The organism is Paenibacillus oleatilyticus (genome assembly GCF_018998565.1).
Classification (GTDB): Bacteria; Bacillota; Bacilli; order Paenibacillales; family NBRC-103111; genus Paenibacillus_G; species Paenibacillus_G oleatilyticus.
The window spans coordinates 17,957-33,851 of the sequence record NZ_JAHNZO010000049.1 but is presented as its reverse complement, the minus strand read 5'-3'; the positions used below and the strand labels follow the sequence as shown (position 1 = coordinate 33,851).

Annotated in this window: 11 protein-coding genes; 9 read left to right on the top strand and 2 right to left on the bottom strand. The window is 55.5% G+C overall.

Features of this window, described 5'->3' with window-relative positions:
* Positions 1–379: 379 nt before the first annotated feature.
* Positions 380–2,353 (bottom strand): sulfatase-like hydrolase/transferase, encoded by a 1,974-nt coding sequence (locus KQX66_RS35120; RefSeq protein ID WP_216798189.1) that lies wholly within the window; start codon positions 2,351–2,353, stop codon positions 380–382.
* A 446-nt stretch (positions 2,354–2,799) separates the two neighbouring features.
* On the opposite strand from KQX66_RS35120, the gene KQX66_RS35115 reads away from it, so the two are divergent.
* Together KQX66_RS35115 and murA are read left to right on the top strand one after the other, a co-directional pair.
* Positions 2,800–3,498: an FHA domain-containing protein gene (locus KQX66_RS35115; protein WP_253957647.1), complete on the top strand. Its 699-nt coding sequence runs from the start codon at positions 2,800–2,802 to the stop codon at positions 3,496–3,498.
* A gap of 29 nt (positions 3,499–3,527) precedes the next feature.
* Positions 3,528–4,820, top strand: coding sequence for a UDP-N-acetylglucosamine 1-carboxyvinyltransferase (gene murA / locus KQX66_RS35110; RefSeq protein WP_216798187.1), 1,293 nt, complete (start codon positions 3,528–3,530; stop codon positions 4,818–4,820).
* Positions 4,821–5,208: 388 nt separating this feature from the next.
* On the opposite strand, the gene KQX66_RS35105 is transcribed toward murA, so the two are convergent.
* A complete protein-coding gene (locus KQX66_RS35105) occupies positions 5,209–5,775 on the bottom strand; it encodes an O-methyltransferase (RefSeq protein ID WP_216798186.1) in 567 nt (188 codons plus the stop codon).
* Between the two features lie 298 nt (positions 5,776–6,073).
* Here KQX66_RS35105 and ppdK point away from each other — a divergent pair, with 298 nt between their 5' ends.
* The 7 genes from ppdK (at position 6,074) to KQX66_RS35070 (ending at position 15,861) form a co-directional block, all read left to right on the top strand.
* Positions 6,074–8,779: a pyruvate, phosphate dikinase gene (gene ppdK, locus KQX66_RS35100; RefSeq protein WP_216798185.1), complete on the top strand. Its 2,706-nt coding sequence runs from the start codon at positions 6,074–6,076 to the stop codon at positions 8,777–8,779.
* A 184-nt stretch (positions 8,780–8,963) separates the two neighbouring features.
* Positions 8,964–9,407, top strand: coding sequence for a nucleoside-diphosphate kinase (gene ndk, locus KQX66_RS35095; protein ID WP_216798184.1), 444 nt, complete (start codon positions 8,964–8,966; stop codon positions 9,405–9,407).
* A 145-nt stretch (positions 9,408–9,552) separates the two neighbouring features.
* Complete coding sequence (locus tag KQX66_RS35090; RefSeq protein ID WP_216798183.1) at positions 9,553–10,668, top strand: aminopeptidase; 1,116 nt, start codon at positions 9,553–9,555, stop codon at positions 10,666–10,668.
* 392 nt (positions 10,669–11,060) lie between these two features.
* Entirely contained in the window at positions 11,061–12,437 is a 1,377-nt protein-coding gene (locus KQX66_RS35085) for an extracellular solute-binding protein (RefSeq protein ID WP_216798182.1), read from the top strand.
* Between the two features lie 280 nt (positions 12,438–12,717).
* The gene (locus KQX66_RS35080; protein WP_216798181.1) at positions 12,718–14,001 is read left to right on the top strand and encodes a sugar ABC transporter substrate-binding protein; all 1,284 of its coding nucleotides are present in this window, start codon (positions 12,718–12,720) and stop codon (positions 13,999–14,001) included.
* Positions 14,002–14,088: 87 nt separating this feature from the next.
* The gene (locus tag KQX66_RS35075) at positions 14,089–15,021 is read left to right on the top strand and encodes a carbohydrate ABC transporter permease (RefSeq protein ID WP_216798180.1); all 933 of its coding nucleotides are present in this window, start codon (positions 14,089–14,091) and stop codon (positions 15,019–15,021) included.
* Positions 15,022–15,048: 27 nt separating this feature from the next.
* A complete protein-coding gene (locus KQX66_RS35070; protein WP_216798179.1) occupies positions 15,049–15,861 on the top strand; it encodes a carbohydrate ABC transporter permease in 813 nt (270 codons plus the stop codon).
* Positions 15,862–15,895 lie beyond the last annotated feature (34 nt).

The following is a 15,895-nucleotide window of genomic DNA, read 5'->3' as shown; positions in this document are numbered from 1 at the left end:
AAGAAATCCTCTAGCTTACCTTCGGGAGCTTGAAAACAAACATAGTATGCTGGTTATTCCGCTGTAGTTTTTTTTTTGCAGAGGATGGAAATAGAGCATCTCATTTCCGCTAATGGCCGGCGGGAAGAACTGCTCTGGGAAATAAAGGAACTCAGATGCGCTATGTGCTTCGTTTGGACGTGGGGCGAGAAATTTCGACAAGAGTAGAGCATCTGAGTTCCGCTAAGAGTTTGAGATGGCTCGATTTGCCTCCGATAAAGCATTTCGGGTGCGCTATTATATGTGAGCCATTTCAGGAGAGTACGTACTATCTTCTGATTTTTAGGAAAGCCGAGGACACGCCATCCGATTCGCAACGGGATGCCGCATCTTCGGCTTTTCAACGCTTCTTCTCTTGCACGGGTACCTTTACGATTTGTGATTCGGCCAATACCCGGTTCTTGGAATCGATGACGCGTACCTGGACGTCCAGCGTTGCGGCATTGGCCGTCAGTGCCTTCGGCACGTTGACGCTAAGCGAGGATTCGCTTTGCCAAGTCGTCTGCTGCGGTTCGCCGTTGATGAAGACGGTGCTGCCAAGGCCGTATCTTCCGCCATGTACGGTAAGCTGCGATCTTCCGAAAGCATCGCCCCCGATGGTTAAGAAAGCGGGGCTTACCCGTTCGATGAGCGGCTCGCCATAGCCGAGGATAAACGTTTTCCCCTTCGTATCGCCGCCCGCTGCTCCGGCACCAACAGCTGCATTACTCGTGTTGCTACTGCCCGCCTCGCCGCTTGCGCTGCTGTCTGCCGTCCCGGCCATGCCAGTCGGGCTACTCTCGTCGCCACTCACTGCACCGGCACCAACAGCTGCATTACTCTCTTCGCTGCTGCCCGCCGCGCCGCTTGCGCTGCTGTCTGCCGTCCCGGCCATGCCAGTCGAGCTACTCTTTTCGCCGCCCGCTGCTCCGGCACCAACAGCTGCATTACTCTCGTCACTGCTGCCCGCCGCGCCGCTTGCGCTGCTGTCTCCCGTCCCAGCCATGCCAGCCGGGCTACTCCCCTCGCTGCTATCCGCACCGTCGCTACCTGCCACGACTTCACCACCAGCCTCGTTGCTCGCGTCACTACTGGCCGCCGTGTCGACGCCCGCCGCGCTTGCGTTCCCGCTGCCTGCGGCCGCCTGCTTTTCCAGAGCCAGGATGGCCTTCTGCCGATCCTCGTACTGCTGCACCAGATTCACGTCGATGTTCATCGCTTCATAGTACGTTTTCGGCGGCAGCACCGGCATTTTTCGGTACAGGTCGGACAAAAAGTCCATGTACGGGCTGCCCGGCCGCTTCGCCAGATTCAAAATGTATGGCCCGAGAAACGACGGGCTCATATGCAGTTCCTCTTTCGCTTCCTCGGGCAAATAGTTGCTCCAGATGACGACGGGGGTGTTATGCATTTTTTCCAAAAAGTCGGGATCGTCCTCACCGCTGATGTAATTCGATTCCTTATAAACGAGCAGCTTTTCCAAGGAAGGGAGATGGTCGCCGAAAAATACTATGATCGTCGGCTCTTTCAACCTGCTGAAGTGCAGAACCAGTTCCTGCAGCGCCCGGTCGGCGCCCGACAAGCCTTGCGCATATGTCTCGGCTATGCCTGTAACCGCGTTGGACATATGGCTTTTCACTTCGATATGGTTCTTTTTAAACTTGCCCGGCCAGTAATGATAATGGTTTTCCATTGTATTGGCAAAAATGAAGTCTGGGCCGGGATTACGTTCGGACTCCTCGATAATGCGCCGTACGACGGCGTGATCTCCGATGTAAGGGCCGACATACTCGTCCGGATTGAAGTATTCCAAACTGATGAAGCGCGAAAATCCGAGATGCTTGTACACCTCCGAGCTGTTGAAAAACCAATGATAAAACGGACTGATCGCCGTCGTCTTGTAGCCTTGTCCCGCTAACAAGCTGGCCAGCGAAGCGGTTGGCTGCTTGATATATTGCTCGTACGGAGTGGAATCCTCCGGGAAAAAGCGCATCGAATGCCCGGTCAGCACTTCCAGCTCGACGTTGGCCGTACCTCCGCCGAACATCGGGGAAAGCAGTGTGCCATGGGTGAATTTCTCCTGCAGCGCATGGAACATCGGCGCCGGGTCCTCGCTGAATTGCAGGCTTTTGATTTGAGTGATATCCCAAAATGCTTCGCTGAGCAGGATGATGATGTTCGGAGGCTTTTGCAGTTCTTCGGGCGACCACTCGGTTTGAATTTCAATCTTGGGCGGCGGCAGTGGGACGGGAGGTCGAATGTAAACCGAAGCTTGCAACATAATGAGAAGAAATAAGCCGCAGGTCAAAGCCGTAAGGCGAAAAAACAAAGGCATAGGCGGATCTCCCGTGTGAATGCGTTTTCGTTAAAGTAGTGCTATTATACCACGGACCTTCGTCTTGTAGATAGAGCGGCCCATTAAGGTGGTTGTGGAGCTAATTCTCAATATAAAATGGCAGATGAATGGCATGCAAGCTCAATCGTTTAAATCCGTGACAGAGCAGCCGCTTGTGTTCGTCTACGGGAGATCCGACACTGTTGACATTGTTTGTATAAAATGAATGATAACTGGACCGCTACCCCCTTTCCGTATGCATCCTTCGGTGAGGCGGGCTTTTTTATGTCCGTTTTTCCCTGACAGAGTCGTATTATCGAAATATAACTGATGCGTCAGCGAAGCCTATTTTCCTTCAAGGCCGAAATAAGCTATGATGATAGGAGGTCAACTTATTTTTATCGACCGCACAACGATGCATGACCGCTGTGCAGCACTCGGAGGGAATGAAACTGGATACTTTCGCTTGTCTTTATGTGATTCGCGGAGAGCCTTTCCGCTCGGGTACGTGCCTGAATCTGACCGCCGCCGAAACAGTAGTCGGGAGGGCGTCGAACTCGTATTCTCCGGACTTCGCTTTTTCGAACGCGTTTATTTCTCGTAAACATATAGTGATCCGCAAAGAAGAGGAGCGCGCGGTCCTGTACGATCTGGGCAGCACGCACGGCACGGAAATCAACGGCGTGATCGTCGAACCGAATCAACCTTACCCGCTGAAATCGTTTGATATCATCAAGCTGGCCAAGGGGATGACGGTACTGCATTTTTCGTATCTTTTCGCCGACCAGACGCTGGAGTTCGAGCCGCTCAGCATTACGCAGCGGTGGGACGAACCGAACGGCCCGCTGACGATCCATTGGGAGAAACGGGAATGTGTGGTTGACGGTAAGCGGATTGCGATGTCCGAGAAAGAATTTTTGCTTATTCAGCTGCTGTACGATCATGCCAATCGGCTCGTGCCGATTGCCGAAATCAAGCAGGCCGTATGGCCGGAGCGCTCGGTCGGCGAGGACGGGGTTCCGGATGTGACGATGGACGAATTGAATGCGCTGGTGTACCGGATTCGCAAAAAATACGGCAAAGACACCTTCCTCATCAGTGCGGTTCGCGGCAGCGGATACGTGCTGGAGCTTCATAACAAATAACGACATCATCGGAAAGTGGGTAAGGGTCAATGAGATGGATTGAAGTGGAATCTGCCGGTCCCCTGAACGGCAGCGTACATATTCCCGGTTCCAAAAACAGCTCGCTCGCCTTGTTGGCCGCCGCCTCGCTGGCGGACGGTCTTGTGACGCTGGAGGGCATTCCGAATATCGACGATGTGAAATTGATCGCCCAGATCGGCAAAGACATCGGTTTGACGATCACCCGCCGCCCATCCGGCGAAATTGTGCTGGACCCGCGTTACATCCACAGCGCGATCATCGATCCGGGGAAGGCGTCCGCTTACCGGGCGTCCTACTATTTTGCCGGAGCCTTGCTTGCCAAATTCGGGCGGGTGACGGTCGGGTTTCCGGGGGGAGACAACTTTGTCTCCCGACCGATCGACCAGCATATGAAGGCGTTCCAAGCACTGGGCGCGACGGTGGAGTTCCGCGAGGATCACTATATCGTTGAGGCCAAAACGCTGCGCGGGACGGACATTTATTTCGATACCGTGACGTCGGGCGCCACGATCAACGCCATTCTGGCGGCAGTCCGCGCTCAGGGCCGGACAAATCTGTACCATGCCGCAGTCGATCCGGAGGTCGTCGATACGGCGGCGTTCCTGAACGGTCTGGGCGCGCGCATTTACGGCGCAGGGACGGACCGCATACGGATCGAGGGCGTGCCATACTTGAATGGAGGAAGGCATACCGTGATTCCCGACCGGCTCGTCGCCGGGGCATTTTTGATGAGTGCGGGCATCACCGGCGGTACCGTAACCGTGAAGGATGTCATTCCCGAGCACCTCGGGGCGTGTATCGCCAAGCTGAGCGAGGCCGGGCTGGAGATGGAATGGGACGAAAACAGCATTACCGCCCGCAGCACGGGTCAGATCCGAGCGACCCGGGTCCGCGCAACGATGTATCCGGGCTTCGCTACGGACCTGCAGCAGCCGATGACGGCTTTACTGACGCAGGCCAAAGGCAAAAGCATCGTCACGGAACGGGTGTACCCGAACCGGTTCAATCACGTGCCGCAGCTTCGCCGCATGGGTGCGGAGATCGAGGTGCGCGGAGAAAGTGCCTTTATCCACGGCGGCCGGCCGCTTGTCGGCGATTGGGTGCATGCGACCGATGTACGCGCGGGCACGTGTCTGGTGCTGGCGGGACTCGCAGCCGAAGGCTGCACCCGCATAACGGGCGTGGAGCATCTGGAGCGCGGCTACGAGGACGTCATCGGCAGCTTCCGCGCGCTGGGCGCCAAGCTGTCGCTGCATGAGGGCGAGACGGAGCGGGATGGCCGGGCTGCCGGGATGGCGTGACAAGATCATAGAAACGGAGGGGCAAGCCTTATTTTTGCCCCCCATGTAACCTTTCTCGTAACCTCTCTTCAGAGAGGTTTTTTGCTGTTTGCGGACTTGGTGCTAAGCGAACGGCACCGGGAGCCGCTAGAAGACCCTGGGAGCCCCCGGTCGAAGCCTCCTCTCACTTATGAACGGATCGCGCACGAGCAAAATAGACGCGGAAAAGTTCCTCTAAACCGTCTTTTTGACCACCTTCCGCAACTACAGAGGAACTCAGATGCGCTAAATGCCCGATTTTAGCCTTGCTATACATGTTTCGACACGAATAAAGGAACGTATGTTCTCTATTCGAGAAACGGGCCATCTAAGACCAAAATAGCGCACGTCAGTTCCTTTGTCTTGTGAGCTAATTGTCATTCGTGACCAGAGCTATCGCGAAACCGTCGTACCCTTTGCAGCCCACCGTTTGGAGTGCCCACTTGAAGTATTCCGGATTATTGGGCTTATCGGCATCGATAAATATCATGTCAAACCGTCTGTTTTCGGCGTCCAGTTCCTTTAATAAATCAAGCGCCTGACCTACTCGTACTTCAACGATATCGGACAAACCGGCACACGCAATATTTGCTCGTGCGATTTCGGCGTGTTTTGGATCGGATTCCAGTGTAATTAAACGTCCGTCAGCAGGCAGTGCCCTTGCGAGCCAAATGGTGCTATAACCGCCTAACGTGCCGATTTCCAAGATCGTGCGCGCCCCTTGGATTCGCGCCAACAAATGCAGCAGCTTACCCTGGTTCGGGGCAATATCTTGCGGCGGCAAACCGGCTGTAGCATTATTTTGAAGCGCTTCCTCGAGGATAGGGTCATGTGCTATAAGCAGATCGCTTAAGTAATTGTCGACATCCGTCCATCTTTTATTTCGTTCCTTGCTAGATCCAAGTTGTTCGTGTTGGTTCCTATCGGAAACAAACATGTCAAATGGACCCTTTCGGCTGTTTCAAATATATAAAAATATATGATCAAGCTCATTAGCTTAATCGCCAATTCAGTCTATAACTTTATTTGCTTTGGACAACGTTACTTTTTCTCACAGATGCGGCCATCACAGAATCATGAATAAATAGTGTGTATTAAATATAAATAATACATACTATTTACAATGCAATAAAGCTATGATATGTTTTATACATCATTAAACATCCACAACGTTCCATATGTGTACTCGCGGTCTGCGTACCGTAGGTTCTAAAATGACGGGAGGATTAACAATCATGCAAAGTGTAGTGCCGTTTCATTCGGGGCATGCTGGCTTGAAGCAGCTCCTTGGCGGAAAAGGGGCCAATCTTGCAGAGATGACGAACGCCGGTTTGCCGGTGCCGCCGGGCTTTACCATTACGACGGACGTGTGCCGCTCCTATTATGAAGCGGGCATGCAGCTTCCGGCGGGGCTGATGGAGCAGGTCCACCAAGCGATGCGGGAGCTGGAGCAGACGAAGGGCCAAGGCTTCGGCGATCCGGCCAAGCCGCTGCTCGTCTCCGTCCGGTCGGGTTCGGTGACTTCGATGCCCGGTATGATGGATACGATTCTCAACCTTGGCTTGAACGACGAAACGGTGCAAGGGCTTGCGGCATTGACCGGCAATCCGAGATTTGCCTTCGATTGTTACCGCCGTTTGATCCAAATGTTCGGTAACGTCGTGTTCGACATCGAAACGTACCAATTCGAACGGCTGCTGCACCGCCTCAAGCAGCGATTAAATGTAAGCCAGGACAGTGAAGTGAGCGCCGAAGGCTGGACGGAGCTGATCGGAGAGTACAAGGCGGTGATCCGCAAGGAAGCGGGACGCGAGTTTCCCCAGAAGGTGGAGGAGCAGCTCGTACTGGCCGTTGAAGCAGTATTTCGTTCGTGGAACAATGCGCGGGCGAAAGTTTACCGCAAGGTGCACCAGATTCCCGACGAGCAAGGAACAGCCGTCAACATTCAGACGATGGTGTTCGGCAATATGGGCAGCGACTGCGGGACAGGCGTCGTGTTTACGCGAAATCCGTCTACCGGGGAGCCCGTGTTGTACGGCGAATACTTGATGAACGCACAAGGGGAAGATGTCGTGGCCGGCGTGCGGACGCCCGTTCCGATTGCGAAGCTCGGCGAGGAGATGCCGCTTGTTTTTGACCAGCTTGTGCAGACGGCGGAGAAGCTGGAGCGGCATTACACGGACATGCAGGATATCGAATTTACGGTCGAGCAGGGCAAGCTTTACCTGCTGCAAACGCGAAACGGCAAGCGGACGGCCCAAGCCGCGGTCAAAATCGCCGTCGATCTGGTACGCGAAGGCGTGATCGATACCGGCGAAGCGGTCAATCGCATTGAGCCGTTTCATCTGGATCAACTGCTGCACCGCGCGATCGATACCGACAAGCCGCTGCATGTGCTGGCGGCTGGCCTGCCGGCGTCGCCGGGAGCCGCTTCCGGCGTCGCGGTGTTCGACGCGGACACGGCCGAGGCATGGGCCCGCGCGGGGCGCAAAGTCATCCTCGTGCGCTCGGAGACGACGCCGGAGGATATTCACGGCGTGCTGGCAGCCGAAGGCGTGCTGACCAGCCGGGGCGGCATGACTAGCCATGCGGCGGTCGTAGCCCGCGGGATGGGCAAGCCGTGCGTCTGCGGCTGCGAAGCGCTGCGCTTGACGGACCGCGCCTTTGCCGTAACGACCGCTGACGGAGAAGCCGTCACGGTGCGTGAGGGCGACGCGTTGTCGATCGACGGCGCGACCGGACGGGTGATCCTTGGCGAAGTCAGCTTGCGTGAGCCCGAGCTGACGGGCGAGCTGCAGCAGCTTCTCGCCTGGGCGGACGAGATTCGCACGCTGGAGGTGTACACGAATGCCGATACGCCGGAGGATGCTGCCAAGGCGCGCAGCTTCGGCGCCGAAGGCATCGGGCTGTGCCGGACGGAGCATATGTTCATGAGCGCCGAGCGGGTGCCGGTCGTGCAAGCGATGATTTTGGCGGAGACGGCGGAGGAGCGCGCGGAGGCGCTGGCGAAGCTGCTGCCGATGCAGCAGGAGGACTTCGAGGGCATTTTCCGGGCGATGGACGGGCTGCCGGTAACGATTCGCCTGCTGGACCCGCCGCTGCATGAATTTTTGCCGAATATGGAGCAGCTGGTCGTCGAGCGCGAGCGCCTGAACGGTCGGCCGGACGCGGACCCGGAACGCAAGGAGAGCCTGGAGAAGCTGCTGCGCAAAGTCAGGGCGCTGCATGAGATGAACCCGATGCTCGGCACCCGGGGCTGCCGTCTCGGACTCGTGCTGCCGGACATTTACGAGATGCAGATCGAAGCCGTCTTCCGCGCCGTGCTCAGTTGCCTGCGCGAGCAGCTCGACGTCCGGCCGGATATTATGATTCCGCTGGTTGGCCATGCCAATGAGCTGAAGCTGATGCGCGAGCTCGTGACCCGTAAGGCGGACGAGGTGCTTGGCGAGTTCGCCCGCACGTTCCGCTACCGCGTCGGCACGATGATCGAAGTGCCGCGGGCTGCCGTTACGGCGGGGGATATTGCGCAGCACGCCGATTTCTTCTCGTTCGGCACAAACGACCTGACGCAGATGACGTTCGGCTACAGCCGGGACGACGCCGAAGGCAAATTTTTGACGCATTACGTGGAGACAAAGCTGCTTCCCGACAATCCGTTCCAAGTGCTGGACCGGGACGGCGTCGGAACGTTGATCGAATGGGCGGTCGAGCGCGGACGCGCCGTGAAGCCGCAGCTCAAGACCGGGATTTGCGGCGAGCACGGAGGCGACAAGCAGTCGATCTTCTTCTGCCACGGGGTGGGGCTGGATTATGTCAGCTGCTCGCCATACCGGGTGCCGCTCGCCAGAATCGCCGCTGCGCAAGCGCAGCTGGCATTGGGAAGCGCAGCGGCGCCGGTGACGGCTGCGGAAGAACCTGTCACGTCCGGCCGGAGCGCTTAAGCAGCAAGATGCGCCGCAACGATATTCACGCCGCCTGCATGGGCAAGGGTGCAGGCGGCGCTCTTGTGTCTTGTTCCGGAATCTCCTCAGGCATGGAAAATGAAGGAAACGGGTATACTGGGATGCACACAGCTTCAGGTGTAAGATTAGCAATCTATCATTTTAGAAACGGAGTGGAACGATTATGGAAAAAACGTTTTTGATGATCAAGCCGGACGGCGTACAGCGGGGGTTGATCGGCAAGCTGGTTCAGCGCTTTGAGGATAAGGGCTTTCAACTGATTGGCTCCAAATTAATGGTGATCACGAAGGAACAAGCGGAAACCCACTATGCCGAGCATAAGGAAAAACCGTTTTTCGGCGAGCTGGTTCAGTTTATTACCTCCGGTCCGGTCTTTGCGATGGTATGGCAGGGCGATAACGTCATTGCGCTGTCCCGCGCCATGATGGGCAAGACGAATCCGTTGGATGCGTTGCCGGGGACGATCCGCGGCGATTATGCGGTCCATACCGGCAACAACATCATTCATGGCTCCGATTCTCCGGAAAGCGCGGAACGGGAAATTGCCAACTTTTTCAAGCCGGAAGAGCTTCTTGCTTATGACCGGGCACTGCAAAGCTGGATTTAGCCGTCCGGCAATCGGTTTCCTCAATATGTAAAAATAATCGTGATCTTTTATCCGAAAACCTTCATTAGGGGTTTGAACTTTCCGTGAAAATTTGGTACGTTGAGAAGGTGAGTTCAAGATGCTGTCCCCAAAGGAGAGAAAGAAGATGCGAGATCCACGTTTGCAGCAGTTTGCGAGAAACCTGGTACGGTATTCCGTCGACCTTCAGCCGGGTGAGAATATCCTGATTGAAATGATCGGCCTTCGCGATCAGGAATTGACCAAGTGTTTAATAGAAGAGGTGTACGCGGCAGGCGGGCATCCGTTCATCGAGTTCCGCTATCCCGAAGTTACGCGCAAGCTGATGCTTGGCGGCAACCAGGAGTTGTACGAGCAGATGGCGGCCATCGAGCTGAACCGGATGAAGCAGATGCAAGCGTACATTGCCGTTCGCAGCGGCGACAACATTACCGAAACGTCCGATGTGCCTGAGGATAAGCTGCGCTTGTTCATGAAGGTGTATCAGCGTCCGGTCGTCGATCAGCGGGTCAATCATACCAAATGGTGCGTCATGCGTTATCCGAATCCCTCGATGGCGCAGCAGGCGAATACGAGCACCGAGGCGTTCGAAGATTTCTATTTCCAAGTATGCAACCTCGATTACAGCAAAATGTCCGGGGCCATGGACGCGCTTGTCGAACTGATGAACAAGACGGACAAGGTGCGGCTTGTCGGACCGGGCACCGATCTTAGCTTTTCGATCAAGGACATTCCGGCGATCAAATGCGCAGGTCAGAACAATATTCCGGACGGCGAAGTATTCACTGCGCCGGTGAAGGACTCGGTCAACGGCGTCATCTCTTATAACACTCCGACGATCTATATGGGAACTTCGTTCGAAAACGTCACGCTCCGCTTTGACAACGGCAAGATCGTCGAGGCGACGGCGAACAATACCGCCAAGCTGAACGAAATTTTGGATACCGACGACGGGGCCCGCTTTGTCGGCGAGTTTGCGATCGGTGTCAATCCGTACATACAGCAGCCGATGAAAGACATTTTGTTCGATGAGAAAATCGACGGCAGTATCCACTTTACGCCGGGTAACGCTTACACGGATGCGGATAACGGCAACCGCTCCTCGGTTCACTGGGATATGGTGCTGATCCAGCGTCCGGAATACGGCGGCGGAGAAATTTATTTTGACGATCGACTGATCCGCAAGGACGGCCGCTTTGTCGTGCCGGAGCTGGAGAAGCTGAATCCCGAGCACCTGAAATAGGCGTAAAGCGGACCGATTCGCATTAGACAAACGCCCATACGGCCCAAGCTCTCTACTCATACAATGGAGTACCATTCATCATGGAGAAGAAGTTGGTGCTATGGATATCCCCGTTACGGGGTTTGTGGTTCATTCCGGCGGAGTGACACTACCATTATTTCGAAGGGCATACGACTGTGAACGGCAGTATACCCCACACGCACAGGTACGGTGGCAACACCGGCAACGAGGTATAACGCCCGTACGCCAAAAACGCATGTTCCGGCTCAGCTCGGAGCAGGCGTTTTTTTGGTGCATATTAGCTTGCAAATCCAGCGCGCATTGACATCGTACCCGCCATTATATAAACTAGATGAGAACCAGTTTATTCGACAGGCAGGAGGGATATGACGATGCCGAAAAAGCCCAGCCGCACGACGTTTCATAAGCGTCTGGATCATATGGTTGCCCAGCTCAGGGAAGATATCGTGAGCGGCAAGCTCTCCGTCGGAGAACACCTGCCGTCCGAGGTGGAGCTCGGCAAGCAGTACCAGCTCAGCAAAAATTCGGTCCGCAAAGGACTGGAAATGCTGGTAGACGAGCAGTTGATCGAGAAGGTGCCGAGGGTCGGCAACCGGGTCAGCAGCCCCGCGGTCCAGGGCAGCGTTACGATCAAGCTGGGGTATTACACCTCCGTCATGGAGCAGATGGACTTGAACCGGCTGCTGTCGGATTTTCATGTCGCCTATCCGCATATTCGGGTGCAAACGGTGGCCCTTCCTTACGATAATTACGCGCAGGCGATCGAAGAATATATGAAGGGCGGCATGGTTGACGTATTTACGATCAACCATACCGATTATCAGCATGTGGTCGACAGCGGCCGGCAGGAGTGGCTGGAGCCCATGAACCCACCCGCCGGGCAGTACCCGTTTCTGCAAAGCGCCTTCAAACATCGCGACCGGTACTTGGCGCTGCCGTTCGCTTTTTCTCCGGTTGTGCTGTGCTATAACCGCGATCACTTTGCCGACAAAGGGCTGGAGGAGCCGGACAGCGGCTGGACGTGGGACGATTTGACCGAAACGGCGCAGAAGCTCGCGGATGAGCGAGGGCGGTTCGGGTTTTATTTTTATTTCTTGTCGCAGAACCGGTGGCCGGTATTTTTGCTGCAAAGCGGGGACGCGGTCCGGTACGACGCGCAGGGTCGTCCGTCGTTTTGCGGGACGAAGCTGATGGAAGGGCTGCGCAAATGCCGCGAGCTTGTCTCCAAGGAAGGCGTATTCCCGCGGTTTGCGGCGGAGAACGATGCCGACGCGGAAGCGCTGTTCCTTCAGGAAAAAGTGTCGATGATCATGACGACCTATTTCAGCTTGAACGATATCCGGGAGGCGGGGTTTTCTTTCGACGTGGCGCCGCTGCCGTACCTGAACGAGCCGAGGACGCTGCTGCTCTCGGTTGCGCTTGGGATGAACCGCCATTCGGAGCAAAAGGAAGCGGCGCGAACGCTGGTCGACTACCTGCTGGGAGAAGCAGCTCAACTGACGCTGCGCCAGAACACCTTCAGCATTCCGAGCCTGAAGAAGGCCGCGGAGTGGCGCGGAAAGGGGACGGTCAAGCACCCGTCGCGTTACCCTATGTACCGCGAAATTATTCCGTCGTTCCGCTGGACGACGGACATTCATCTGAACGCCAGACAGGTGGAGGCGATGCACCGGGAGCTGAAGTGGTTCTGGTCCCGGATGGAAGAGGAAGATACGATTTGCCGTCGGCTGGAGGAGGCGCTGTCCTGAGGCCGGACGGCTTTTCTTTTTTTCTGGCGTTGTGGAATTTTTTTGCGGACGGTTGACAGCGCTTTCCGAGATCGTTATAGTATAAATAAATACCAGATATGATCTAGAATGCGGTTGAAATACTTTTTTCATGAACTGGATCATTTTTGGTTCTTATGGCTGAAAGGGGGACGGCCCGTCCGTCAAAAGAAAGCAGCGTCAACCGTCGATCAAAGTCCGGTAGGTCTGAAACAAGTCTTGGATTCGTCAGTTCAGTCTACAAGCGAGGAGGGTCACATCTATGACCAAACGTGCATTATCGATGATGCTGCCGGCTGTGCTTTCGCTCGGCCTCGTATTGTCCGGCTGCGGCTCGGATGCGGGCAGTTCGAACAACGCAGCCGCTCCTGGCGCGGCCGGGGATAAGGTAGCCGGAGAAATTACCGTATGGGGGCACCCTTACGTCGGCGACGATAAGAAGGAGCAGCTCAAAGCGTTCTGGAACGACACGATCGCTACGTTCAAGCAGAAGTATCCCGACGTGAAAGTGAACTACGAAGAGATTCCGTGGAAAAACCGGGAGCAAAAAATATTGACGGCGCTCGCTGCCGGGTCCGGTCCGGACGTCTTCTATCAGCTTCCGGATCAAATTCCGCAGTTTGCCGGCAATCATGCTCTGGAGCCGCTTGACGCCTACGCTAAGGACATCCATACGGACGATTTCGGCAAGGGAGCGTTAGCCGGTGCAACTTATCAGGGTAAATTGTATGCGCTTCCGATTCTGCAGGAGGTCCAGACGCTGATCTACAACCCAGACGTGATCAAGGCGATCGGCGAAGATCCGGCGAAGCTGCCGACGACCTGGGACGAGTTCGACCGTTGGGCCGAGAAGGCGAAGGCCAAAGGCTACTATGCGCGCAACTTCGAAGGCGGCGCGGGCTGCTGCAATGCGACGCTGTACCCCTTGCTGTGGCAGAGCGGCGGCAACGTGACGGACGACGGAGGCGGCATTATTTTGAACAATGACAAAGGCGTGCAGACGTTCGAGTATGTGAAGAAAATGTACGATAACGGCTGGATTCCGAAGGACTCGATCTCCAACGACAACCAGTTCCCCGAATTTTTGTCCGGCAAAATGCTGGCGGTCTGGGGGCAAGGCTCGACGTTGACGACGCTGAAAGCGCAGAAAAAACCATACGTGATCGGGCCGCCGCTGAAAAAGGAAAAGCAGGCGAGCTTCGGCACGGTAGGTATGTTCGTCGTCTCGAAAACGAGCAAAAATAAAGCCGCTGCCGTCGAATTCGCCAAATTCCTCACGAATACGGATACGGCCAAAGCGTTCAACAAATTGACCGGCTATTTGCCCGTGCGCAAATCGGCGGGCGACATTTATAACGACGATCAAGATATGAAGGAATTTATGAAGTACGCGGATCTGACGATCCCGGGTATCTCCCATCCGGCCGCCCGCGGGTTTATGCCCAAGATTCAAGCGGAGATCGGCGCGATGATGGAAGGCAAGAAGACGCCGAAGCAAGCGGCTGATGCCGCCGCCGAAGCGCTTAAGCTCGATGCGAAAAAGTAATTTCCTAAACCAAGTGGCACGAAGGGGCAGCGTTTTGCCGCCGCCCCTCTCTGCGCCTCGGACCTGCCGGAGGTGACGATTCGCCGTATGGAATCCGTACGAAACTCTCATATTGACCAGCACAGCAGGCTGTCCGGCCGGATCGCGCAGAGCTGGAAAAAGAACGCCATCATCTACGTGTTTCTGGTGCCGGTGCTGCTGCATTTTCTCGTATTTCAGTTCGCTCCGCTCGTCTTCAGCTTCGTGCTGACCTTCATGGATTGGCCGATGATCGGCGAGCCGTCCTTCGCGGGCCTCGGCAATTGGGAACGGTTCCTGCAGGATAAGCTGGCCTGGCGGTCGATCTGGAACACCGTGCTGTTCTCGGTCTATTATATCGTGCCAACGATGGCACTCGGCTTGGTTTTGGCGCTGCTTGTCTACTCCAAAGTCAAGCTGGCCGGACTGTTCAAAGGGATGTTCTTCCTTCCGGTCGTCACGTCGTTCGTCATCTTGTCAGGCATCTGGGCCTGGCTGTTCAAAGGAACGGACTACGGGGTGGTCAACCATCTGCTCAGCTACGCGGGGATCGAACCGCAGCTCTTTTTCTCCGATTCGAAGCAGGCGCTGCCGGTGTTGGCCGCTTTGAGCATTTTCAAAGTGTGCGGCAGCACGATGGTGTATTATTACGCCGGGCTGCAGTCGATTCCGGGGCACCTGTACGAAGCGGCGAAGATGGACGGCGCGACGGGCTGGCGAACGTTCTGGAGCGTCACGTTTCCGCTGCTGCTGCCGATTCATTTTTACGTGGCGATCATTACGACCATCGGTTCGTTTCAAATTTTCGACTCCGCGTTTCTGCTGACGGGAGGCGGCCCGGATTATTCGACGACGACGATCGTGTACTACTTGTATCAGGAAGGCTTCACGTCGCTGCGCTTCGGCTACGGCAGCGTGCTGGCGTATGTGCTCTTTTTCATCATTTTTACGATCTCTCTCGTGCAGCGCAAATTTCTCGGCAAAGACGTATCCTACCATTAAACTTCGCGGAGAAAGGAGGCGAACGGCATGACGGCTGGGCGAAAAGCGCTGGTCTATATCCCGCTCGTGCTGGCGGGCATCGCGTTCATGTTCCCGTTTATCGTCATGGTGCTCGGGTCGTTCAAAAAGCTGGATGTGGCGCTCGCCGATCCTTCCTTTTGGATTCCCGACCGGCCGACCTGGTACAACTACGGCTACATTTTCAACAGCGGCAGCATGACGCGCTGGCTATTCAACTCGCTTGTCATAACGTTGGTGCCGGTGGCGACGCAGATGTTTTTCGCCGGCGTGCTCGGATATATTTTCGCCAAAAAGCAGTTTCGGTTCAAAGAGACGATCTTCTGGTGCTTTATGGCGATGGTCATGATCCCGAATCAAATGCTAATTATTCCCAAATACATCATGTTCAGCAAAATGCATTGGATCAACACGTATTCCGCCATTATCGTGCCGGAGCTGTGGGCGATCATGGGCGTATTTCTGGTACGGCAGTTCATGCAGACGATTCCCAAGGATTTGGAAGAAGCGGCTTATCTTGACGGGGCCGGAGATTTCAAAATCTTGTTCCGGCTCATGGTGCCGCTGGCCAAGCCGGCGCTGGCGACCGTTGGAACGTTTGCGTTCATCTCGTGCTGGAACGATTTGTTTACGCCCCTTATTTTTACGACGTCCGAGAAAATGTTCCCGCTCACGGTGGGTCTCGCATCCTTGTTGACCAAGGAGGGCAATTTCGGCTTCGAAATGGCCGGTGCGGTCATTTCGTTCGTTCCGACGTTTTTGATCTTTTTGTTTTTCCAGCGTTACTTCACCGAAGGCATTACGATGTCCGGCTTAAAATAATGGATTTAGATTCGGTTGGGAAAGAGAGAGGGGA

Bases quoted from the DNA above. Each gene is read 5' to 3' on its own strand.
- KQX66_RS35120 (WP_216798189.1), bottom strand. From the start codon at position 2,353: ATGCCTTTGTTTTTTCGCCTTACGGCTTTGACCTGCGGCTTATTTCTT.
- KQX66_RS35115 (WP_253957647.1), top strand. From the start codon at position 2,800: ATGAAACTGGATACTTTCGCTTGTCTTTATGTGATTCGCGGAGAGCCT.
- murA (WP_216798187.1), top strand. From the start codon at position 3,528: ATGAGATGGATTGAAGTGGAATCTGCCGGTCCCCTGAACGGCAGCGTA.
- KQX66_RS35105 (WP_216798186.1), bottom strand. From the start codon at position 5,775: ATGTTTGTTTCCGATAGGAACCAACACGAACAACTTGGATCTAGCAAG.
- ppdK (WP_216798185.1), top strand. From the start codon at position 6,074: ATGCAAAGTGTAGTGCCGTTTCATTCGGGGCATGCTGGCTTGAAGCAG.
- ndk (WP_216798184.1), top strand. From the start codon at position 8,964: ATGGAAAAAACGTTTTTGATGATCAAGCCGGACGGCGTACAGCGGGGG.
- KQX66_RS35090 (WP_216798183.1), top strand. From the start codon at position 9,553: ATGCGAGATCCACGTTTGCAGCAGTTTGCGAGAAACCTGGTACGGTAT.
- KQX66_RS35085 (WP_216798182.1), top strand. From the start codon at position 11,061: ATGCCGAAAAAGCCCAGCCGCACGACGTTTCATAAGCGTCTGGATCAT.
- KQX66_RS35080 (WP_216798181.1), top strand. From the start codon at position 12,718: ATGACCAAACGTGCATTATCGATGATGCTGCCGGCTGTGCTTTCGCTC.
- KQX66_RS35075 (WP_216798180.1), top strand. From the start codon at position 14,089: ATGGAATCCGTACGAAACTCTCATATTGACCAGCACAGCAGGCTGTCC.
- KQX66_RS35070 (WP_216798179.1), top strand. From the start codon at position 15,049: ATGACGGCTGGGCGAAAAGCGCTGGTCTATATCCCGCTCGTGCTGGCG.